This is a genomic window from Aliivibrio sp. S2TY2 (assembly GCF_028765525.1).
Lineage (GTDB): Bacteria > Pseudomonadota > Gammaproteobacteria > Enterobacterales > Vibrionaceae > Aliivibrio > Aliivibrio finisterrensis_A.
Window position 1 is genome coordinate 258453 of sequence record NZ_JARACS010000005.1, and the last position, 23665, is coordinate 282117.

14 protein-coding genes are annotated in these 23665 nt (G+C 40.5%); 7 read left to right on the plus strand and 7 right to left on the minus strand.

The features are described 5' to 3' along the window. Positions 1–5 precede the first annotated feature (5 nt). The 6 genes from PVK63_RS10770 to PVK63_RS10795 all read right to left on the minus strand — a co-directional run bounded on the left by PVK63_RS10770 (position 6) and on the right by PVK63_RS10795 (position 10853). On the minus strand, positions 6–1433 hold the full coding sequence (locus tag PVK63_RS10770) for an amino acid permease (RefSeq protein ID WP_130086460.1): 1428 nt from the start codon (positions 1431–1433) through the stop codon (positions 6–8). A gap of 92 nt (positions 1434–1525) precedes the next feature. Further along, entirely contained in the window at positions 1526–1978 is a 453-nt protein-coding gene (locus tag PVK63_RS10775) for a beta-galactosidase subunit beta (RefSeq protein ID WP_130048294.1), read from the minus strand. Further along, entirely contained in the window at positions 1978–5079 is a 3102-nt protein-coding gene (ebgA, locus tag PVK63_RS10780; RefSeq protein WP_274440439.1) for a beta-galactosidase subunit alpha, read from the minus strand. The genes PVK63_RS10775 and ebgA overlap by 1 nt, the downstream gene beginning before the upstream one ends. Positions 5080–5415: 336 nt before the next feature. After that, complete coding sequence (gene ebgR / locus PVK63_RS10785) at positions 5416–6411, minus strand: transcriptional regulator EbgR (RefSeq protein WP_130086458.1); 996 nt, start codon at positions 6409–6411, stop codon at positions 5416–5418. A 164-nt stretch (positions 6412–6575) separates the two neighbouring features. After that, the gene (locus PVK63_RS10790; RefSeq protein ID WP_130048297.1) at positions 6576–7586 is read right to left on the minus strand and encodes a substrate-binding domain-containing protein; all 1011 of its coding nucleotides are present in this window, start codon (positions 7584–7586) and stop codon (positions 6576–6578) included. 174 nt (positions 7587–7760) lie between these two features. Beyond that, positions 7761–10853 carry a beta-galactosidase gene (locus tag PVK63_RS10795; RefSeq protein ID WP_274440440.1) on the minus strand — a complete coding sequence of 1031 codons (3093 nt, stop codon included), beginning with the start codon at positions 10851–10853 and terminating at the stop codon, positions 7761–7763. Between the two features lie 337 nt (positions 10854–11190). On the opposite strand from PVK63_RS10795, the gene PVK63_RS10800 reads away from it, so the two are divergent. The 7 genes from PVK63_RS10800 to PVK63_RS10830 all read left to right on the plus strand — a co-directional run bounded on the left by PVK63_RS10800 (position 11191) and on the right by PVK63_RS10830 (position 22484). Next, positions 11191–13305: an alpha-galactosidase gene (locus PVK63_RS10800; RefSeq protein WP_274440441.1), complete on the plus strand. Its 2115-nt coding sequence runs from the start codon at positions 11191–11193 to the stop codon at positions 13303–13305. 272 nt (positions 13306–13577) lie between these two features. Further along, positions 13578–14957 carry a melibiose:sodium transporter MelB gene (gene melB / locus PVK63_RS10805; protein WP_274440442.1) on the plus strand — a complete coding sequence of 460 codons (1380 nt, stop codon included), beginning with the start codon at positions 13578–13580 and terminating at the stop codon, positions 14955–14957. A 189-nt stretch (positions 14958–15146) separates the two neighbouring features. Beyond that, positions 15147–16157 carry a UDP-glucose 4-epimerase GalE gene (gene galE / locus PVK63_RS10810; protein WP_274440443.1) on the plus strand — a complete coding sequence of 337 codons (1011 nt, stop codon included), beginning with the start codon at positions 15147–15149 and terminating at the stop codon, positions 16155–16157. A 139-nt stretch (positions 16158–16296) separates the two neighbouring features. Further along, the gene (locus PVK63_RS10815) at positions 16297–17346 is read left to right on the plus strand and encodes a UDP-glucose--hexose-1-phosphate uridylyltransferase (protein WP_155686286.1); all 1050 of its coding nucleotides are present in this window, start codon (positions 16297–16299) and stop codon (positions 17344–17346) included. A gap of 160 nt (positions 17347–17506) precedes the next feature. Beyond that, positions 17507–18667, plus strand: a complete 1161-nt coding sequence (galK, locus tag PVK63_RS10820) for a galactokinase (protein ID WP_274440444.1) — start codon at positions 17507–17509, stop codon at positions 18665–18667. Positions 18668–18676: 9 nt separating this feature from the next. Then, positions 18677–19738 carry a galactose-1-epimerase gene (gene galM / locus PVK63_RS10825; protein ID WP_274440445.1) on the plus strand — a complete coding sequence of 354 codons (1062 nt, stop codon included), beginning with the start codon at positions 18677–18679 and terminating at the stop codon, positions 19736–19738. 187 nt (positions 19739–19925) lie between these two features. Continuing rightward, positions 19926–22484, plus strand: coding sequence for a sensor histidine kinase (locus PVK63_RS10830; protein WP_274440446.1), 2559 nt, complete (start codon positions 19926–19928; stop codon positions 22482–22484). A 63-nt stretch (positions 22485–22547) separates the two neighbouring features. Here PVK63_RS10830 and PVK63_RS10835 read toward each other — a convergent pair whose 3' ends face one another. After that, entirely contained in the window at positions 22548–23561 is a 1014-nt protein-coding gene (locus PVK63_RS10835; protein WP_274440447.1) for a substrate-binding domain-containing protein, read from the minus strand. Between the last annotated feature and the right edge of the window lie 104 nt (positions 23562–23665).

Below are 23665 nucleotides of genomic sequence, written 5' to 3' on the forward strand. Positions count from 1 at the left end.
GTGAATTATTGAACCGCAGGTTTCGATTCCTCAATAAGCTCTTCTTTGCTTAGTGATTTCTCGTATTGGCTGTATTTCCACCATGCGTAACCAAGGAAGATAACAATGCCGCCAACGTTGTAGAAGATAATCGTCATGACATCTGCACCAGTTGGGAAGGTTGACGCAAAGAAACCTACCGTGAAAATACTAATTAGAATAGAAACAATTGTGATACCAGTAAGGCGAGAGCCCATTCTAAAATCACGCTCTAGGTGATCTAATTTTAAACGTAGATTCAAATATGCAATCATGATGAACAGTGGTGGAAGCATAGAAGCTGCCGCTGTCATATTGATTATTGTGCTCATTAAATCTTGTACCGTATCAGACGCTAATGTAGGAATAAACATCAGTGGAATAACGATTAAGAACTGAATCCATGCTGCACGCTCAGGCACACCTTGTTTGTTTAGTGCAACCGTCTTTTCACCGAAGATGCCTTTTGGAATTTCAGAGAAGAAGATCTTAACCGGAGTTGCAGTCCACATTAGAAGAGAGCCAAGCATTGCCGTAAATGAAACCACACCAACAAAACGGTTCATTAAGATTTCAGATAAACCATAGTGTCTTGCTAAACCTTCAAATACTTGTACTGAGCCACCTGTAAATTTCAATACTTCACGAGGGACAAATACGTTCGCTAAGATAGATCCCACAGAGTAAAGCGCACCAATGAAGATACCCGCAATGATGATAACCTTCACGAAAGACTTGTGACCGCCTTTAATGTCGTTTACATAAACCGCTACCGATTCTGCACCCCCAGCCGCCATGAAGATCCACGTGATTACGCCAAGGAACGCCCAGTTAAATGATGGGGTCATTGCTTCGATTGTGATTGGATCTGCTGGCTCAATACCACCAATTAACGCGCCGCCTGATAACAGAATGTAAGAAAGAGTAAGCAGAAGCATTAATGATGAGGTTAGCGAGGTAATTGGACCTAGTAATTTCGCACCATTGTTTGATACATGAGTCGCTACCGCAAACAGTAGGGTACTTAATACCGCAGTGGTTAATGGTGTAAATATGTACTCGAACCCTAAGAACGCATAAGAGGCATAAGCGATGATTCTTGGTAGCAAAGAGGTAAAGAAGAATAGATTAACGAACCAGTAAGTATACGCGGTGATGAATGCCCAACGACCGCCTAATGAGCTTTTTACCCAAGCATAAACGCCAGCCTCAGAGCTTTTATTAAGCGATACAAATTCAGCAACAATTAAACAGAATGGAACAAAGTAGAACAGGGTAGCCAAGAAGAACATAGGTGCAGAAGATAGCCCGATTTCAATATTATTATTGATGATATTATTGAAGCTATAAACTGCAGCAAAAGTCATAGACAGTAAGGCGAACTTGCCTATTGTGCCTCGAGTTGATGTAGACATAAGGTACTCCGATGAATCACATATTGTAGGGTAGGAGGGGTTTGGTCGGTTAAGATCCAACCCCTCTCATAGTTTTTTATTTCAGGTATTACTTATTTATTCAGGAAGTAGCCATCTTCGATAGTGACCTTTAGAACCACTTTACGAACACGACTATCGCCATGGAATTTGTAGGCTTTGCTGTTATCAAATACCGCGACTTGACCTTCACATAGTTGGTGTATTTGCCCATTACCGTTTAGATGCTCACGGTCGGTTTCATCTGAATACGCTTGCACGCTTTCTAGCTCAGATTTATTCGCAACCTCTACGGTTTCACGGCCTTCTAGGTAGTAATGAATATCAAAGTATCGGCGGTTACCAACAAAGGTTTCTGTGTTTTTAGCCACGCCATCTTCAATCATGTACACCAGAGAATCACCAATTGAATACATGATCCCATCTCTTAGGTTGCCAATGTTTTCAATCGCTTCAACACAACGGTTCCATTTACGCCCGTCACGATATACCACTTTAAATTGTTCTAGGTTGTCTAAAATGATCATTACTTTTCTCCGCCTTCAATTGTTGTTTTTGAAGTGAATGCTGTGTTTGAGATGAATGTGTGATTCGCCAATGTTTTTGGTGAACAGCCACCTTGTTGAAATGGAACCAAAGTCAGTGCGTATTGGAATTTATCCATGTAAACACGGTATGAATCCAACACCTCAGAGCCCCAAGAGTTTGAGCCTAAGCCCATTAGTTTATGGTCAAGGTTAAGTGTGATGTAACCACTCTTCTCAAGTTCAATCGTGTGCTGTGCTTCATGAATGTTTTGGCTCGTGTAGAACCAAGCGCTAAAGTTAATCTCTTGCTCAGGCTTAACAAATAGACCAGAACCGTGACGATTAGCTAACGATGCCCAACGAACGTGCTGACGGTTACCATTGTTTTGTGGGAACGGGTAGTTCTCAAACATATCAGCAACGGTGGTTTGGTATACATCAATCATGTTTGCTTGTTGGCTGTCTTGATAATTCTCTTCTGGGCCACGACCATAATATTGAACTTGGTCAAACTCATTGTTGATGCCTAAATCTAAACCAATCACAGGGATAACATGAGGGTAATCACCGTAACGCTCACCAGAGAGTTGGATGTTTAGCTGACCTTCTTTGTTGATCTCATACACGTAAGTACAGCGCATACCAAAATCAAACACAGGTGGCGCAATAATGCTGGTTACCGTGAAAATGGCTTTACCGTTTGAGGCATCAAGGTCGATAGAGCGGAAGTGCTCTTGCATGATTTGAAGATGCGCAGGCTCCCATAGACCTTCATGCTCTTGCTTATGGTTATCCACCATTGGTTTGAAGAAGTTCAGTTTAGGTGCGCTGGCAATTAACTCATCACCGTTTACAACCCATGAGGTTAATTTACCGTTCACTTTTGAGAAAGTAAGCGCAAAGTTCAACCCTTTTACCACATAATCTAAACGAGATGCTGTGATATCAAGTGCGATTGCATTGCTGTTAGAGAACACTGGAAGATGCTCTGTGTTTTCTTTTAACTGAACTTGATAAACTGCAATATCGTGATTCGCTTCGCTATACAGAGTGCGAGAATCTTTACGAACAGTGAAGTTAATGAAGGCTTCACGGCCGTCTAGCTCTGGTAATGTAATTTCAATGTCACGGCTTGAGTTTTCAGTTAAGCCTTCTACTTTGAATGTTGTGCTTTGCAGTGTTTCGCCTTCAGCACGGATCTCAGCGGTAATGGTGTAGTCATCAAGATTAGAGAACCATAGTTTGTTATCTACCGTGAAAACACCGTTTGCTGCATCTTTAGCTTGGATCTTAACCGGTGCGATAACTTGCTTGTATTCTTTTAAGCCTGGACCTGGAGTTTGATCTGAGTAAACCAAACCATCCATACAGAAGTTGTAATTGTTTGGATAATCGCCGTAATCGCCACCGTACTTTAAGAATTCAGTGCCGTTTTCGTCTTTCGCTAGGATGCCGTGATCACACCATTCCCAAACATAATGCCCTTGAATTGAGTCATGTTTGTAGAACACGTTTTGGTATTCAGTTAACCCGCCAGGACCGTTACCCATAGCGTGTGCGTATTCACAGATGATGCGTGGTTTATTATGCGGATGCTCACCAAAGGCATTCATTAGTTGAGCACGAGAGTACATAGTACTGATGATATCAACCACTTCAGCATCACGATCTTCTTCATAATGAACCAGACGCGTGTCATCAATTGCTTTTGCTGCATCATACATAGATTTGATGTTACAGCCGTAACCCGATTCGTTACCTAGCGACCACATGATGATAGAAGCGTGGTTTTTCTGAGCATGAATATGACGTTCAATACGCTCTACAAAGACGTGTTCCCATGCAGGATCATTGGTGATGCGGCTTAAATCACCGACGTTAGCAAAGCCGTGCGTTTCTACATCAGTTTCACCCATAACAAACAGACCGTAAACGTCACACAGTTCATAAAAGCGTGGGTCATTAGGGTAGTGAGCAGTACGTACCGAGTTGATGTTGTGTTGCTTCATCAAAACGATGTCTTTCTCAACACGGTCCATACCCACAGCGCGACCTTTTAAATGATCGTTATCGTGGCGGTTCACACCATGAAGCATGACGTATTTATTGTTGATGTAGAACAGGCCATCTCGCACTTTAATATCACGGAAACCAACACGGTTCGGGATGATTTCTAATGTTTTACCATTCTCATCTTTTAGAGTCAGGATAAGTTGGTACAGGTAAGGATTTTCTGCCGTCCAATGCGTTGGGTTTTCCATATCAATCTTGATATCTACACGATGGTTTGCATCAAAAGTGAGTGAATTTACGGTACCTTCAGAAACAACAGCCTTACCATCAAATAGTGCATAATCAAGTGAATAATTAGATACTGAGTTGTTTGTTAGGTTTTCTAAATCTGCCTTGCAAGACAGTGTCGCGCTTTGGTAATTTGCATCAAAATCAGTGCGGATAGTAATGTCTTGAACATGAACTTGCTCTTTACCAACGAGGTAAACATCACGGAAGATACCGCCAGTCCACCACATGTCTTGGTCTTCAATGTAAGTTGAATCAGCCCATTGCATTACACGAACAGAAAGCAGGTTTTCACCTTGTTGTGCAAATTCAGATATATCAAATTCAGCAGTTAAACGGCTACCTTTACTAAAACCAACGTAGCTACCGTTTACGTACACTTCAAAGTATGTTTCTACGCCATCAAATTTAATAATGGTTTGTTTGTTGTTCCAAGTTTCGCCTAACGTGAAGGTTCGTTGATAAGCGCCAGTAGGGTTGTCACTTGGTACAAAAGGAACATCGATAGGAAAAGGAAAGCCTTCATCTGTGTATTGAAGATCGCCATGACCTTCCATTTGCCACATGTTTGGAACGGTAATGTTGCCCCAATCGCTCATGTGCTCAGAGTAGAACTCATCAGGTACAAGCAGTGGGTTAGTGAAGAAGTTGAAAGTCCATTGGCCACTTAATAACTGGTAGTGGCTGCTTAATTCACGTTGGAATGTCTTTGCAGACTGAACTGAATCGTATGAGAAAAAGTAAGCACGCGGTGCCATTCTGTTTTCATTAAGGCGGAAGAAGTTTTCCCAATTGTTCACGTGTAGCCTCCCGGACGATGCCGATAGTTCTTATAAATAGGTAATTAATAACTCTCTGGTAAAAGATATTAACTAAAGTTTTAGTAAAACAAATCGGTAAATTGTTTTACTTTTAACTTGGTCACATATTGAACTGAGCTTTGTGAGCTTGGTAACGTTAATAAGAGTTGTAGAAACAATTCATTAACCTTAATTGATTAATAAATAGATAAAATAATCGTGAAGTGATGGTGTATTGTGCAGAAATAGAAAAGAGTAGAGTAAATCGTTAAAATTTAGGTGCAAAAAAAGCAGCGTGATAAACGCTGCTTTTATTAAAATAAAAAAAGTTTTTAGTTATTTTTTAGTGGTATCACGCAAGCGTAATTTACTTGGAATATACACACGAACAGGGATCACTCGCTCATCACGACGGCGTTCAAGCAATAAGTTAACACCTTGGCTTCCCATTAGCTCTGAATGAATGCGAACGGTAGAGAGTGACGGGAAGGTAAACTTGGCAGTTGGTATGTCATTGACACTGATTAAAGCAATGTCTTCAGGAATGCGTAACCCTTTTTCATGAATCGCACGCAATACACCAATAGCTATAGAGTCTGAAGCAATAAACAGCGCATTTGCATGGTCGGTTTCTAGCATTGCTTTAGCCAGTTTATAACCTGATGAGCTGGAGAAGTCACCACGGTAGAGATCGGATTCTGAAACCACGCCTTTTAGTTGGCCGTATTCTGCAAACACTTCTTCACGAATATCAGAACAATCAATATCATCTTGACCACCAATAAAACCAATGCGTTGATAACCTTGGTTCATGAAGTAGTTGATGACTTCTTTACTGATACGAGCAAGATCAATATCGACAGAATCAAAGTTTTGATCGTGATCGGTATAATCAATATAAACAATGTTTTTGCTGATCTTTTGAATTGCTTTTAGTTGTTCTTTTGTTTGACGGCCAACCAGTAAAATACCATCTACCTTTGGGTTCTTTATCTCTAGGCTGCTTTCATAACTGTTGGTTAATGTGATATCAAATTTATCACATTGAGTTTCAATACCATGACGAATCGCAAGGTAGTAAGGATCATTCACTTCAGTTTCTTGTTTGTAATTATATAAAGCAAGGAAGTGCAGTTGTTCTTTTGCTACTTGAGGTAAAGCACTGGCCAGTTTACGGGTCGAACTGGTTTTGTACTCAAGCTTTTCTGCTATCTCGAAAATACGTCGCTTGGTTTCTTCTTTTACACTTAGTGTTGGATCTTCGTTTAATACACGAGATACCGTTGCCAATGAAACTTCAGCTTCGCTGGCTATTTCCTTTAACGTTGCCATTCATCCTCCAGCCAAAACGTCTTGTTATTTGTTCTGTAGTTATAGTACTGAATTAACACTTGCTACGATACTCAAATTATAACTAATTTAGTAAAACTTTTAGTATTTAGAAACAATCGTCGCATTTTATCGAAAATCTTTTGGGTTTGTTGGCTTAATGGTTTTTATTTTGATGAAATACAACCAACAGAAGAGCGACGAACTAAAATTGGAATAAATAATTTATGCTCTGTTTGTTCTTCTGTATCGCGACTGGCTAACTTGAGAGATAAGTTTACCGCTTGGTTTGCCATGATTTGGATAGGATAACGGATAGTCGTTAATCGAGGATAAATATAGCGAGCAATATGACCATCATCAAAACCAATGACTGACATGTCTTCAGGGATACGAATTCCGTTTTCTTGCAATAATGCCATACATCCTGCCGCCATATAATCGTTATAAGTAGCGATAGCTGTAATGGGGGTGTTCTTAGCAATCAAATTGATTACGGCTTGTTCTCCGCCTTCTTCATCGGGTTCGCCATATTCAATATATTCTTCTTTTACTTTAATATTATTATCTTCTAATGCTTGTAAGTAACCGGCTTTACGATCATAAGCATCATCAATCTCATGACTTGAGCAGATATAACCGATGTGTTGGTGCCCTTGGCGGATCAAGTGCTCTGTTGCAAGGTAAGAGCCCTTGTAATTATCAAGTGCAATGCAGCGAGAGGAAATTTCAGGAATAAAGCGATTAATAAGAACCATTCCTGGAACTTCATCCGCTAATTTAATCAGAACGTCATTACTTAACCCTTTACTGTGCACCACTAATGATTCACAACGGCTATTAATTAGTAAATCAATGGCGTTTTTTTCTTTGGTTGCATCATGATACCCATTACCAATAAGAACCTGTTTTCCTTGTTCGTTAGCAACCGTATCAATGGCTTTTACCATAGAGCCAAAGAAAGGAGCAGAAACGTCATTTACTAACACGCCAATGGTATTTGATGTTTTACTTACTAAAGCACGAGCGTTTGAATTGGGGCGATAACCTAAGGTTTCCATGGCTTTTTTGACTGCAACAATCGCTTTCTCACTGGTGTGTGGGGCATTGTTGATGACTCGTGATGTCGTCGCAATCGATACGCCTGCTTCTTTTGCTACGTCTTTAATGGTCGCCATAGAAATCTCTTATTCTTATTTGTGCTGTAGGGTGTATTGGTTTGTTATGAAGTAACTTGTTTAATATAAAGGATTTTATCTTTAAATAAAGCAATGTAATTAACATAGCGATAAGAAAAACAAAAAAAATCCTCAGAACGGCGATTCTGAGGATTTGATTTGAGAGTAGTGAGTTTACTGCGTTTTAGGTTTAAAACTTAATTGATAACGGTAAGATTTATCGGTTAACTGATATTCCTTATGAACACTTGGGCTCCATGAGTCATCGCCGCCAACGCCCATGTGCTTATGATCGATTCGTAAATAGACCGTATCTTCTTCATACAAATCATTAGTGTGTTTGGCTTTTGTTAGTTGAGCTAAGCTGTATTGACTGACATTGAATTGATAGTCTCCCATAATTTCAATATCACCTGCTTGCAACCACTTAGTATCGCAGCGTAACCCACTGTCTGTAGGGAAAATATACGGTGTATGCATCGTTTCTAATGATTGAGTGTAGTGACCAAAACGGGCAGCGGCTAAGCGGTCAGGGTAGTTCTCAAATGGCCCTAATCCTTTCCATGAAATGTTGGTATTATTATGTTTTAGTGGCAACTCAAGCTCTAGCCCAATACGTGGCATTGGTGGTAAGTGATCTGCCAATGTTACTGAGATATCAAGCGACATTTCACCATCATCACAGAAGGTATAATTCCAAACAGAGAGTGCTTGAATTTGATTGTTGTGTTGGTATGCAAACGTTGAACTCACCAGAACAGAATCAGATGTGGCATTGGCATGACACTTTATACACTCTTGCTTCCAGTGACCTATACCGGCTTCTTCCCAGCGACATACCCACGCATTTGGGTCGACAAAATCGACTTCACTCACACCAATGTCATTATCTAATGGTGCACGGAAAAAGTTATCTTTTGGTGATGCTAAAAACTGAGGCTCACCGTTGACTTGCCAATCAGTTAGAAGGCCCGTCGCACGGTTCAATTGCCATTGATGCACTTCGTTATGACTGGTAATAAATATGTGATTGTCATCTTCTGTTAATAAAGGAGCAATAAGAGCATTTGTAGCAGGAAGCGTTAACCCATTTGGATTGGTTAATACAAACTGCTCAGTTGTCATCACATGACCTGTGGATGCCCATGGCGTATCGCTGAGTAACGTCACATCGATGGATAAGTGGTACTGCGCTTGTGGTTTTGTGGTGAATTCAAGGTCTAGATTAACGGTTTCGTTATCGTTAGCCTCGATACTTAATACGTGATCACCGGTTAATACAGCAACGCCATTTTCTAATAAACGCCATTGCAATACTTCATTATCAGCCGCACGGAAAAGGTGCTCATTATGAATGCGTAAAGTGCATTGATTTGATGTTTGATTTATCAATTCAATGTTGATCATTCGTTGGCTGTATTTTGCTTCTTCTAGCGTAGGGTGTGGTGTTCTGTCTGGGAACATCAATCCATTAATACAGAATTGACGATCATTAATGACATCACCAAAATCACCACCATAAGCCCAGAAGTGTTGTCCATTTTCATCGTGTTGAGTGATCCCTTGATCAACCCAATCCCAAATGAAACCACCTTGAAGGCGAGGGTATTCGCGGAAGGCTTTCCAATAGTCATCAAAACTACCTAGGCTATTTCCCATCGCATGTGCGTATTCACATAAGATCAATGGGCGTTGTTCATTAGGTAATGAAACCCATTTTTTTATAGGCCATTTCGGAACAGCTTCATCTTCAATGGTGGTATCTACACGGGCGTACATTGGGCAAATGATGTCAGTAGCTGTGCTATTTGCACCACCGCCTTCGTATTGCACAGGACGAGAGGGATCAAACTGTTTTGACCAAGCGTACATCGCATTGTGAGTACTGCCATGGCCTGATTCATTACCCAGCGACCATAAAATAATAGAGGCGTGGTTTTTATCTCGCATCACCATTTGTGTATAACGACTCATGTAGGCGTGGGTCCACTGAGGATCGGTTGATAAGCGGTTCATTGGGATCATGCCATGCGTTTCAATATTGGCTTCATCGCACACATACAAACCGTATTGATCACACAGTTCATACCATCGAGGGTGGTTAGGATAGTGTGCGGTACGTACGGCATTAAAGTTGTATTGTTTCATCAAACAGATATCGCGGATCATGTCTTCTTCTGTCATGACATGTCCAAGCTCTGGGTGGTGTTCATGACGGTTCACCCCACGGATCAACAAAGGCTGGCCATTTAGCTTTAGCTGACTATCGTGGATTTCGACTTTACGAAAACCAACGTGATAGGCTTCACTTTCAATATGTTGTCCATTTTCATCTAATAATGAAACAACAAGACGGTATAGATTAGGGGTTTCTGAGGTCCACTTCTTTGGATCACGAACTGACAGTGTTTGGAAAATAACATTATCGTACGAGCCACGCTCATCAATGCGTCGGTTATGTGGCGAAGCGATGATAGGATCAGTAACGGCACCGTTTTCATCAAAAAGCTGAGTTTGAATTTGTGATGTCACTGGAGCATTAATGGTCGTGACAATCGATAAGCTGCCATCACGATAACAGGCATCTAAATCAGGGGTAATAAATACGTCTTCAATGCACTGTTTTGGTTTTGATAATAAAGTGACATCGCGGAATATTCCACTTAGCCACCACATGTCCTGATCTTCTAAATAGCTGCCATCACTCCAACGGATCACCATGACAGATAAGGTATTGCTACCAACATGAAGGTGTTCTGTTAGGTCAAATTCAGTAGGTAAACGGCTGTCTTGGCTATAACCAATCCACACACCGTTACACCACAAATGAAAAGCCGAATTAACGCCATCAAAAATAATACGCTGTGTTTCTGTAAGATTTTCTTCTGTTAATGACAGTGTTGTTCGGTAGCAACCTGTTGGGTTCTCTTGTGGAACATAAGGAGGATTGACATCAAATGGGTATTTTACATTGGCATAAATAGGTTTGTCATAACCCTGAAGTTGCCAATTTGAAGGCACGGTAATGTCATTCCATGTCGTATCATCAAATTCAGGTTGAATGAATTCACCATTGACGGTTTCTGGTGCCGAAAATAAGTGAAATTTCCATTGTCCGTTTAATGAAGTGCGTTGAGAACGCTGATTTTCTTGTGCGTCAGCAAGAGAGCGAAAGCTGGCTAATGGACTGTGTGCTTTTAAGCAATGAATATTAACCGACTGTGGGTTTTCCCAATCGCGTCGTTGCAAAATGGCTGAAAATTCCATCGTGATATTCCTACGTACTGATTTAATGAGGGTGCGAAATAAGCAACAAAAGGGGGAAATCGTTACCCTTCGCACTAATATGAAGGCAGTGTAAATAATTTCTGGAAACGTTTACATGACGGAGTCGTCATTTTTAATTTATCTTCCTTTTTATCCTGTTAATCGTGATCTTTATCACATTAAATGCTTTGTTTTATCTGTTTTTTATCCGATTTACTGGGTTTAAAAGTGAAATTTTATTTTCTGTAAACGTTTCCATAAGTTTGCAGTAATTCACAGAAAGATTCATTTTTTTCTTTATTATAGAGGGCAATTAAAGCTGCTTACGGTTTATCTCATGACGCAAAAAGAAATCATTGTATTAACGGGTACAAATAGCCAAGTGATTATTGACGTTGGTGAATGTGCAGAGATCCTACATTGGGGGAAGCCTGTAAGTGGTGATATCACTTCTTTCTGTTCTTCACTTTTGCGTCCAGTTCCTTACGGTCGTTTGGATAATGATGTTGCAATGACGCTGGCTCCAGAGTTAGGCCGAGGCGTATTCAGCAGTCCATGCCTTGAAGGGCATCGCAATGGTGCGGATTGGGCTCCTGTATTTGTAATCACAGAGGTTGAGTCAAATGCACACAGCGTCACTCTAACAAGTGAAGATGCACTTGCAGGATTACGAATGATAACGGAGCTGAGTTTAGATAAACAAGATGTAATCAAAACGCGTCACTCTCTTATTAATATAAAATCAACACCTTACCAAGTTAATCGATTAGCAAATACTTTACCGTTACCCGTTCGTGCTGCGGAGCTAATGACGTATTACGGTCGCTGGGTTCATGAATTTCAAACGGTTCGTCAGCCATTACAACAAGGTGGATACCAACAAGAAAACCGTCGTGGACGTACCTCTCATGAGCATTACCCGGCATTAGTTGCAGGCACCCGTCACTTTGATGAAATGCAAGGCGATGTGTATGGATTTCATTTTGCATGGAGTGGTAATCACCGTTTGCGTGTTGATGTAAAAGCCGATGGCCGTCGTTATATGCAGGCCGAAGTGATATATCTTCCGGGTGAAATTAGCTTGCAACAAGGTGAGGAATTAACAACACCGTGGTTATATGCAAGTTACAGTAATCAAGGATTGAATGGCATGAGTCATCAATTTCACTCTCATGTCAGAGAATCAATTCTTGATAAGCAAATCATAAATACGGCACGACCAATTCACCTTAATACGTGGGAAGGGATCTATTTTGAGCATGATCCTGACTACATTATGGAAATGGCAACGCAATCGGCTCAAATGGGCGTCGAGCGTTTCATTATTGATGATGGTTGGTTCAAAGGTCGAAATGGCGATAAAGCCGCGTTGGGAGATTGGTTTTTAGATGCAGATAAATACCCAAATGGATTAGCACCAATTATTGATCATGTACGCGAATTAGGAATGGAGTTTGGTCTCTGGTTTGAACCTGAAATGATCAATAAAGATTCTGATTTATATCGTCAACACCCTGATTGGTTGCTGGCAGTTGAAGGTTATGATCAGCCAACAGGACGTAACCAATACGTTATTAACCTGCAAAATGATGACGCGTTTAACTATCTTTATGAACGATTAGATCATTTCTTAACCCAATATGCCATTGATTATATTAAATGGGACATGAACCGTGAGGTGGTGCAGCCAGCTCATAATGGTCATGCTGCTGGGCATCAACAAGTGGTGCGTTACTATCAATTGGTCGATAAGATCCGTACGGCACATCCAAAGGTTGATATTGAATCATGTGCGGCAGGTGGTGGGCGTATTGATTTTGAAGTGTTAAAGCGTACGCATCGTTTTTGGCCATCGGATAATAATGACGCGTTAGAGCGACAACGTATTCAACGAGGCATGAGTTATTTCTTCCCTCCTGAAGTGATGGGCAGTCACATTGGTTCAAGCCATTGTCACAGCACTCGTCGTCGCCATAGCATTGAGTTTAGAGGGTTAACGGCGATATTCGGACACATGGGTATTGAGCTTGATCCGGTTAAAGAGCTGCAAGAGGAAAAACAAGGGTTTGAGCGCTACATTCAATTGCATAAAACATTACGTCCGTTATTGCATACAGGTCGAACATGGCGAATTCCATCGGATGATGAGGCACATCAAATTCATGCGGTAGTGGCGAATGATCACTCTGAAGCCATCGTTTTGTTGGCACAATTAGCAATGCCAACCAATTCGCTAAGTGGACATTTACGTATTCCCGGCTTAGATCGTAGTGCGATATATCAGGTGAGCATTTTAGATAAACCCGCCAATTATAATGAGATTGTAAATTATCAGCCTTTTTGGACAGAATCCGATTGCCAGTTATCAGGTGAATGGTGCGAAGACGTGGGGCTGACTATGCCCATTCTAGATGCTGAAAGTGCTATGTTAATCAAATTAAAAAAACTGTAAACGCTAACAATAAAGCGTCATGTGCTAGATAAGCCTTTGTTTATTTGTAATTTATTTGCATTTAAATAAAGGTTTTTTTTATCTTTAAAAATAACAAGATGGGGTAGATCAGCGTTAAGATCTCATTTTTGGAATATAACTGGAAACGTTTCCATAAAGTAGTTTTTGGTCACGGAATAATGGTTGCGGAGTGGGTAGCATGGCATCATCAATTAAGTAGGAATGAATCTCTAGTTAAAAAGAGAACTTCCACCATCGGAAAGGAATATAAGATGTCTGAAAAAATTACTCTACAAACTAAACTTTCTTACGGTCTTGGTGCATTAGGAAAAGATTTTGCCTGTGCGCCGATTTATATATTTTTAATGTTTTATTTTACCGACGTGGCGGGCTTATCTGCGGCGTTTGTGGGAACGATCTTTTTAGCTGCCCGTATTATTGATGCTATTACTGATCCGATGATGGGCGTTATTGTTGATAATACCCGTTCTAAATTTGGTAAGTTTCGCCCTTGGATTGTGATTGGCACGCTCTTAAATGCAGTTGTCCTTGTTGGTCTTTTTAGTACACACATGTTTGAAGGCACTACGTTATACATTTATGCAGCAGCCGCTTATATCCTTTGGGGTTTAACTTACACCATTATGGATATTCCTTATTGGTCAATGATCCCTGCGTTATCTAGTTCTCGTCAAGAACGTGAAAAGTTGGTGGTATGGCCTCGCTTGTTTGCAAGCCTTGCATGGTTTATTACCGGCACTTATGGCCTACATATTGTGGGTGAGTTAGGTAAAGGCAACCAAGGTGATGGTTTCTTTAATGTTGCGATGTTAATTGCGGTTTTATTTGTATTAAGTGCCTTCTTAATTGCTCGTAATGTAAAAGAACCAGTTCGAGAAACAAGCGTTAAAGCAGAGAAATTTAGCTTTAAAGATGTACTGATTATCATTGGTAAAAACGATCAATTAAAAGCGTTGATTGGTACGGTATTATCTTTTCAAATTGCGAATTTATTAGTCGGCGGTTTTGCTATTTACTACTTCACTTACGCGTTGGGTAATCCTGAACTATTTCCGATTTATATGATGGTTGCAGGTATTGCTGAAGTGGCTGGTGTCTTTTTATTCCCACGTTTAGCGACACTTTTCCCTCGTAAATATTTATGGTTAATGGCGTGTGGTTTCCCTGTAGTGTCTTGTGTGCTTCTAATTGTTATGGGTATTGTTTCTCCTGGTAATGCTTTATTAATTGGTTGTGCTGGTGCAGCAATTAAGTTTGGTGTGGGTATTGCAAATGCTTTGCAAACCGTAATGCTAGCGGATGTGGTTGATTACGGTGAATATAAAACCGGTCGCCGCAGTGAGAGTGTTATTTTCTCAGTTCAAACAATGCTTGTGAAATTTGCAGGTGCAGCAGGTGGCTTTATCGTTGGTATGGGGTTATCGATTGTAGGTTACATTCCAAACGTAGCGCAATCAGCAGAAACTATCATGGGACTTCACTTTATGATGGCAGGTGTTCCGGCGATACTTATGACAGTGAGTGGCTTGGTGTATCAGCGTTATTACCGTTTACATGATGGCTTTAATCCTGAATTTATTGAGAGTGAAGATACAGTGAAGACTACTACTCAAAAATCTGTTACAGCTTAATCATTAAGTAATCTAAAAATTAAAGAAGGTCGCTACTGTCAAAGGTGCGGCCTTTTTTGTTATTAGAAGAGTGTGTAAATAGCGTATGATTTAATTTAGTGTAAACGTTTACATTTATTTGAAAGTGATCACGATATTATTTTAAATGCACTGGTAAACTTTACTAAAATCTAGCAGGAAGAGTTAATCATGAAAGTATTAGTAACAGGCGGAATGGGCTATATCGGTAGCCACACATGTATTCAAATGATTGAAGCAGGCATTGAGCCTATCATTTTGGATAACTTGGGAAACAGCAAAGTCGCAGTGCTTGATCGCATTGAAGCGTTAACTCAAGTTCGTCCTGTCTTTTATCAGGGAGACATTCGTGATGAAGCCTTTTTAGATAGTATTTTTGCTGAACACACTATTTCATCGGTTATTCACTTTGCGGGATTAAAAGCCGTCGGTGAGTCTGTTGCTAAACCTCTAGAGTATTACGACAACAACGTTAACGGCTCATTGGTTTTAGCTCGCTCAATGCGAAAAGCGAATGTAAAAAGCATCGTATTTAGCTCATCGGCAACCGTCTATGGCGATCCTGCTGTTGTTCCTATTACTGAGAACTCACCAACTGGCGCAACCACAAATCCTTATGGTCGCAGTAAATACATGGTTGAAGAGTGTTTCTCTGATCTGTTTGATGCAGAGAACGATTGGAGCATTACCTTACTTCGCTATTTCAACCCAGTAGGCGCGCATCCATCAGGCACTATGGGCGAAGATCCTCAAGGTATTCCAAATAACCTAATGCCATTTATCGCACAAGTTGCGGTGGGCCGTCGTGAATCATTATCTGTATTTGGTAATGATTATCCAACACCAGATGGCACCGGCGTTCGTGATTATATTCATGTGATGGACTTAGCGGATGGACACATTGCCGCATTAAAAGCGGTGGGTGAAAAATCAGGCCTTCATATTTACAACTTAGGCACAGGTAAAGGCTCAAGTGTTTTAGAAATGGTTGAGGCATTTGCTGAAGCATCAGGAAAGCCAGTTCCTTATACCTTGTGTCCACGTCGTGCGGGTGACATTGCTGAATGCTGGGCAAGCACAGAAAAAGCAGAGAAAGAATTAGGCTGGAAAGCGACTCGCAATGTAATGGAAATGAGTGCGGATACATGGCGCTGGCAGTCGAATAATCCAAAGGGTTATTAAGAGCTAAAAGATTAAGAGTTCAGAATTCAGATCAGTCGCAAGCTCCTTGGCAGAGTTCAGAGAAAAGCATGGTTAGAGCGACAAATATAAGTATCTGGGTTCATCTGTATTTTATTAAAAAGAATTGAGTATAAAAATTATGTCAAATGTTGAGTTTAACCCAGTAGATCATCCGCATCGCCGTTATAACCCATTAACGGGTCAGTGGATTTTAGTATCACCACATCGTGCGAAACGTCCGTGGAGTGGTCAAGATGAAAAACCATCAACGGCTGAATTACCACAATACGACAAAGGCTGTTTCTTATGCCCAACCAATGATCGTATCTCTGGTGACACCAACCCAGATTACAAAGGCACTTACGTATTCAGTAATGACTTTGCCGCACTAATGACAGATTCACCAGAAGCACCGCAATCGTCTAATCCGCTATTTAAAACACAAGGGGTTCGAGGATTAAGCCGAGTGATTTGCTTCTCGCCAGATCACAGCAAAACCTTACCAGAGCTGCCAGTTGGTCAAATTCGTAATGTGATTGATACATGGAACGATCAAATTGAAGAGCTAGGTAAAGAGTACGTTTGGGTTCAAGCATTTGAGAACAAAGGCGAGACAATGGGGTGTTCTCAACCGCATCCACACGGTCAAATCTGGGCAAACAGTTTCCTACCCAATGAGATTGAGCGCAAAGAAAAACATTTAAAAGAGTATTACCAAGAACACGGTTCAAACTTGTTAGTTGATTATGTTGAATCAGAATTAAAAGATGGCGAACGTACGGTAGTAGAAACAGAACATTGGATTGCTGTTGTCCCTTATTGGGCTGCATGGCCGTTTGAAACCATGCTATTACCAAAAACACACATTCGCCGCATGAGTGAATTAACGGACGAGCAACGTGATGATTTGGCGTTAGCAATCAAAAAGCTAACCAGCCGTTACGACAACTTGTTCCAATGCTCATTTCCATACTCAATGGGTTGGCATTATGCGCCTTTCTTTGAAGAGGGTACTGATATTGAACATTGGCAATTACACGCACTGTTTTATCCGCCACTGCTTCGTTCTGCATCGGTTCGTAAATTCATGGTGGGTTATGAAATGTTAGCCGAAAGCCAACGAGATTTAACCGCAGAGCAAGCCGCGCAAAAACTGCGTGATGTGAGTGATGTGCATTATAAAGATTAAAAGCAGGGCGCTTTGCTTAAGGACGCTTCGCTAAAGGATTCAGGGGTATTTGTTGTGACTATGGTGGTTTAATGAATGTAACCCTGAAACCTGCAAGGGAGCTTGCGACCGACCTGAAACCTAAAGATAGAAATCCCTACAAAATTTTGAGAACAAGATTATGACAAACTTAATTAAAAACGTAAAAGACGCATTTAACTCAGTACTTTCTTACGCTCCAACACACATTGTTCAAGCGCCGGGCCGTGTGAACTTAATTGGTGAACACACCGATTACAACGATGGTTTTGTATTGCCTTGTGCGATTAACTACCAAACGGTCGTTGCAGCTGCAAAGCGTGATGACAATATTGTTCGTGTCGTATCGGTAGATTATGGTAATGAAACCGACGAGTTTGATATTACTCAAGAGATCACATTCCAAGAAAACAAAATGTGGTCGAATTACATTCGTGGCGTGGTGAAATGTTTAATCGGTCGTGGTTTTGAATTCAAAGGGGCAGATATTTCAGTTTCGGGTAATGTTCCTCAAGGTGCAGGTCTTAGCTCATCAGCTGCATTAGAAGTGGTTATCGGACAAACCTTTAAAGAGCTGTATAACCTAAACATCAGCCAAGCAGAAATCGCGCTAAATGGTCAACAAGCAGAGAACGAATTTGTTGGTTGTAACTGCGGCATTATGGATCAAATGGTTTCAGCGGAAGGTAACGAAAACCACGCAATGTTACTCGATTGTCGCTCACTAGAAACCACAGCGGTATCCATGCCAGAAGATATGTCGGTAGTGATTATTAACTCAAACAAAAAACGTGGTTTAGTTGATTCAGAATACAACACTCGCCGTGAACAATGTGAAGAAGCCGCACGTATCTTTGGTGTAAAAGCACTGCGCGATGTAAGCATTGAAAAGTTCAACGCAAAAGTACATGAATTGGATGAAATGGTCGCAAAACGTGCGCGTCACGTGATTACAGAAAATGATCGTACCGAAGAAGCGGCAAAAGTGTTAGCGTCAGGGGATATGAAACGCATGGCTGTTCTTATGGCTGAATCTCATGCCTCGATGCGTGATGATTTTGAAATCACAGTAAAAGAAGTCGATACCTTGGTTGATATCGTTAAAAACGTGATTGGTACAGAAGGCGGCGTTCGTATGACAGGTGGTGGTTTTGGTGGCTGTATCGTGGCTTTGGTTCCGCCAGTATTAGTGGATGAAGTTAAAGCGGCGGTTGAAGAACTGTATGAAGCGGCAACAGGCCTAAAAGAATCAATTTATGTGTGCCAAGCAAAAAATGGTGCAGGTTTAGTAGAAGTGCTGTAAGGAATACACATGACAGAACAATCAACATTGTTCGAAACCATGACAAAGGAGGCGGCCAGCGATGGTCGCCTTGCTCAGTTATTCGAACTCAAAAATGAAAACGGAATGCGCGCTGTGTTTATGGACATCGGCGCAACCTGGTTAAGCTGTAAAGTGCCAGTAAAAGGTAAACTACGTGAAGTCTTACTGGGTCAATCAACAATGGCTGGTTTTAAAAAACAAGCAAGTTATATGGGTGTTACTGTAGGTCGCTATGCCAATCGAATTGCGAATGGTCAGTTTAAAATTGATGGCACTAAATACCAAGTAGATACCAATCAAGCAGGCAATACTTTACACGGTGGTACAGAAGGGTTTGATAAGCGACGTTGGTCAGTCGTAAAAGAAACGACAAACAGCGTTGAATTTAGCTTAATTTCACCTGATGGCGACCAAGGTTTTCCGGGGGAGCTAACGGTTTCTGTTACCTACCAACTGACTGATGATAATCAAATCGTGATCAGTTATAACGGACAAGCGACTAAATCAACCCCGGTTAATTTGACCAATCATGCTTATTTCAATTTACTTGGTGCAGATACTGAACATCTGAGTTTAGATCATATCTTAAGCGTTAATGCTAATGAGTACGTACCAACGACTGACGTAGGCATTCCAAAAGGCGCATGGAAAAAAGTAAAAGACACCAACTTCGATTTCACCGATCCTAAAGTGGTCTCACAAGATTTTATGCTAGACAAAGACCAAGATAACGCCAAAGGTTATGACCACTCATTTGTGTTAGATAAAGCGTGTGCAAAAGGGGAGTGTGCAGCAAGCCTAACCTCTCCTGATAGCTTAGTTACAATGCATGTAGTGACCACAAAACCTGCAATACAGTTGTATACAGGAAACTGGTTAGCAGGCACACCAAATCGTATCGATGGTGAGTATCAAGACTATTCAGGCGTGGCATTAGAAACGCAATTCTTGCCAGATGCGCCAAATCACCCTGAATGGCCTCAGCCAAGCACTATTCTGTCACCGAGTGATACCTATCAGCATGAGACTCGATATCAATTTATTGTCTAGATAGCGTGTGGCTAGTAGCATAATAATAGAATCCCTACTCATTCATTGGTTAGGGATTTTTTGTTTTAGAAATTAATGCGGAGTAGATCATAAATTAATATGACTTCTCAGCTAAATCTACCTATGCTGATTATAGTTAATTAATAAATCAAGAAGATAAGTGGCTAGGTTCTGTATGGCGAATAACATGTCTCTCAAGAAAAAAAGCATGCTTGCATTGGGATGCTACGTTTGTTTCTTAATTACCATTATCGGTAGTGTTACTTATTATGTTGTTCAATCTCCTATTCGTACAAACTTAGAGAATAATCTTGATTTAAGAACTCAGCTTCTGTCACGAGAAATAGATGCACCCCTGAATCATTCCCTTTCTACATTGCATGCGTTGGTAGGTGTTGCTGTTAGTGGCAATACGCCAGAGAACATTCAAAACATGCTTTCTTCCGTTCTCAAAGAAAGCGATGACATTATTATTAGTGGTGGTATATGGCCAGAGCCAAACACTTTTATCCCATCTAAGACTCTCGCTAGTTTGTTTTTTTCTCGTGATGAAGAGGGCAAAATTGCACTGATCAATGATTACAACATTCCAAGTGAATCGCCTTATCAAAACGAGTCTTGGTATGTCTCTGTAGCCCATGAAAATAGCACTAATCATATTTCATGGGCTGATGTTTATATTGACCCCTTCACGAAACAAAAAATGATCACAGCTTCTCAACCCTATTTTAATCAAGGGCAGTTCGTTGGGGTGGCAACCATAGACATTTCTTTAAAAGGGCTAATCAGTGTCATTGAAGCGCAAGCAGAAAAGAATAAATTAGGCATCGTCATTAACAATGGCGACACCATGATTGCGGATTATAAGTTTAATGTACAAGAAGACATGTATGTTGTGACGCATCAGATGGAAGCCTTTAACTGGCAGATAAAAGTAATTAATTCTTATCGAACCGTGTCAGATGAAATCTACGCTCAAATTATCAATATAGAATTAGGGATAGTTCCTATTTTATTATTGTGTGTAATTATAGCTTATTACTTTATTAACCGAAGTTTGATTAATCCTATTGCATTGATTTCAAAGCAAATTGATGAGAGTGTGTCTAACAAAAAAATAGACATCAATTACGAATACAATGACGAGATAGGGTCTTTGATCTCGTCATTTAATAAGAAAACAGAATCTCTTGAAATCGAGAAAGTTAAAGCGGAATCATCCACTAAAGCCAAAAGCTCTTTCTTAGCGAACATGTCTCATGAGATCCGAACACCGCTAAACGGCATCATAGGTATGTCTGATATTTTAGCCGAAACGGATCTAAACCCAGTTCAATCTGAATATTTGAGTACCATAGAAACGTCTTCTCAGGCGTTGCTCTTACTTATCAATGACATTCTTGATTTATCTAAAATAGAATCAGGTAATCTTGTGTTAGTACCACAGCAATCTCATGTAGCTGAAGTTGCTTACGACACATTAACCGTCGTATTAAGTAAAGCCTCTGATAAAGGGCTGGCTTTGCAAATAGAACTGGCCCCAAACCTTCCAGATACGGTAATGCTAGATGAGCACCGCTTACGCCAAGTATTGATGAATTTAATGTCTAATGCCGTTAAGTTTACTCAAAATGGGGCGGTTATTTTATCAATTAATTATGAAGAAGAAACGAAGACTAGAGGTAAATTACTCTTCTCGGTAAAAGATACTGGCATCGGTATTCATAAAGATAAACTCCAACAGATATTTGAACCATTTACTCAAGAAGATAGCTCAATTACTCGTCAGTTTGGTGGTACCGGGCTAGGGCTTGCAATTTGCCACCAGTTAGTGAAATTACTTGGCGGTGAGATTAAGGTCGATTCACAAAAAGACTTTGGTAGTAAATTTTATTTTATGCTGGATGTTGACGTGCTGGGATCAGCCGCGTCAAAAGTTACTAAATACAACGGAACTCAGTGTTTAATCATTAGCAACAATAAAGCGTATGCGTCTCAATTAAATACGGAATGTAATCAGCTAGGCCTGTCGACGACAATACGTGAGAATAGCGATGAGCTTGAATCTCAAGCATTAAATTATGATGTGATCATATATTGTCAGCACTCATTGGTTCTAACGCATAACGATATCAATAGAATTAATGCCTTATCTCAGAAACCGGGATTGGTTATTTGTCGAAAACACGGAGATGAAAAAGCCGATTTTAATCATACTATTGATGGGCTCGTGATTTACCCTCTGCTAGGTAATCGTTTCTGTAATGCAATAAATCAGGCTCTAAAATCAAATAAGAACAAGCATGAAGCGGTATTACCTCTCGACTGTCTTGATGATGTGCCTATGAGCACTCAAGAGGAAAATGCAGAAACCAAAACCATTCTGATTGTTGAAGATAATTTAGTGAATCAAAAAGTGGCTTCTTTACTATTGAAAAAAGAAGGGTTTAATGTCGATTTAGCCAATGATGGCCAAGAAGCCGTGAATATGGTGACAGCGAAAACCACAGTATATTCACTAATATTAATGGATTGTATGATGCCAGTGATGGATGGATTTGCTGCAACAGAAGCAATAAGAGCGTGGGAGCAAGAGCAAATGGTTGCACGTTTGCCAATCATTGCCTTAACCGCCAGCGTATTTGTTGAAGATATCGATAAGTGTTATCAATCTGGCATGGATGATTACGTAGCAAAACCGTTCAAGAAAGAGTTGATGTTAGAAAAGTTGGAAGCGTATACATAAGCAACTTACTGCGATTACATATGATTAAGTAATCACAGTAAGTTGATTGGAAAGGGATCGAGATTAAGAATCAGGGTTCTCTTGCTTTATTACCGACGAACGCTCAATTAAAGACGCTTGGAAAATGGTGCCTTTAGTCATGCTTGAATTACCAGACACTAGTGCTAATGAAAGTTCAGCCGCTTGTTTTGCCATGGTTTGGATAGGGTAATCAATTGTACTGAGCTTTGGATGTAAATATTTAGCAATTAAACCATTATCAAACCCCATTAAAGAGATGTCTTTAGGAACCGCAATCTCTTGTTTCTCAAGCGCGGATAACGCCCCTGCGGCCATATAATCGTTATAGCAAACCACCGCCGTAATAGGTAAATTACGAGATAATAGGTCAATCATTGCTTGCTCACCGCCTTCATCCGTTGGCTGTGCTTCGGCGCAATACTCTTCATTAAAATTGATCCCATGAGCGTGCAATGCTTGCTGATAGCCGGCTTTACGGTGATGGCTATCATCAATATCATGTTCAGAATTAATATAAGCAATTTTCGTATGGCCTTGAGCTATTAAATGCTCTGTCGCTAAGTTTGCACCGTGTTGGTTATCTAATGAGATACAACGGTCGGCCATTTCAGGGATATGGCGATTAATAATAACCAATCCTGGAACTTCTTTCGCAAATTGCAGCAGCTCTTGATCACTTAACCCTTTTGAGTGGATCACCAGAGACTCACAACGGTTATTAATTAAAAGATCGATAGCTTCTTTCTCTGTGGTCGCATCGTGATAGCCATTGCCAATCAGTAAGTGTTTTTGATGCGCTTGAGCAACGGTATCAACGGCTTTAAGCAGTGATCCAAAAAAGGGATCAGACACATCACCCACCATTACGCCAATCGTATTGGTACTCTTACTGACCAATGCTCGAGCGTTTGCATTTGGGCGATATCCCAGTTTTTGCATCGCCGCATTAACCGATTCGATAGCTGCTTTGCTTGCTTTTGGTGATTTATTTACCACTCTAGAAACCGTGGCAACCGATACCCCTGCTTCTTTTGCAACGTCTTTAATGGTTGCCATAATAAGTTCAATCCTGTGATGTGGTCGAGATAAAATAGTTGATCGAGTTAAAGTTTTAGTAAATATTTAATTGCTGCTTACTTGTTCCATAGCGTATTGTTGAT